Below are 835 nucleotides of genomic sequence, written 5' to 3' on the forward strand. Positions count from 1 at the left end.
CTAGGGTGTGTTTTTAAAGTTTTCAAACGATAAAAAATCTGATAAAAAGGCTCCATGCTAAAATGGAGTAACTGGATGTCCCGCTTTGTCATTGATGATGCTATGTGGAGAAAACTAGAGCAATTATTACCTTCCCCTAAAGGCCGTCATGGAGAAAATGACCGATTATTCATAGAAGCGGTTTGCTGGATAATCAGGACTGGAGCCCCTTGGAGAGATTTGCCCCCTGATTATGGAAAATGGCAAAGTGTTTATGGTCGCTATAATCGATGGGTTAAAAAAGGACATTTCAATGAGATACTTGAAATTTTAAAAAAAAGATGGAGATCACGAATGGCACATGATGGATGGTAGCGTTATCCGAGCACATCAACATGCGGCCGGTGCTCAAGGAGGCCAAGAGAAACAAGCATTAGGCCGAAGCAAAGGTGGTTTTAGCTCAAAAATCCATGTAAAGGTTGATTCTTTTGGACTGCCTTTGTGTTTTGTTTTAACACCTGGACAAGACAGTGAGATTAAAACAGCGAAGAAATTGCTGGGCGATGAGCTATCAGAGTATTTATTAGCCGATAAGGCTTATGATAGCAATGAATTTCGTGAAGCGTTGAAAAACAGAGGAACCACCCCTGTCATCCCATCCAAAAAAAATCGCATCATCCCTATAGAGCATGATACGCATATATACAAAGAGCGTAATTATGTTGAGCGTTTTTTTAATCGCGTCAAAAGCTTTAGGAGAATTGCTACACGTTATGATAAAACTGCTGCCATGTTTCTGGGAGCACTAACTTTAGTAAGTATTATATTGTGGCTGAAACTTTAAAAACATGCCCTA

At 39.8% G+C, this 835-nt stretch carries 2 protein-coding genes; both read left to right on the forward strand.

The annotated features are described in order from the left end of the window. The first annotated feature begins 75 nt into the window (after positions 1 to 75). Positions 76 to 354 (forward strand): transposase, encoded by a 279-nt coding sequence (locus tag E1O65_RS12415; RefSeq protein ID WP_165474973.1) that lies wholly within the window; start codon positions 76 to 78, stop codon positions 352 to 354. After that, positions 341 to 823 carry an IS5 family transposase gene (locus E1O65_RS12420; protein ID WP_133133907.1) on the forward strand — a complete coding sequence of 161 codons (483 nt, stop codon included), beginning with the start codon at positions 341 to 343 and terminating at the stop codon, positions 821 to 823. The genes E1O65_RS12415 and E1O65_RS12420 overlap by 14 nt, the downstream gene beginning before the upstream one ends. Positions 824 to 835: the final 12 nt, after the last annotated feature.

It is taken from the genome of Legionella sp. W10-070 (genome assembly GCF_900640175.1).
Classification (GTDB): Bacteria; Pseudomonadota; Gammaproteobacteria; order Legionellales; family Legionellaceae; genus Tatlockia.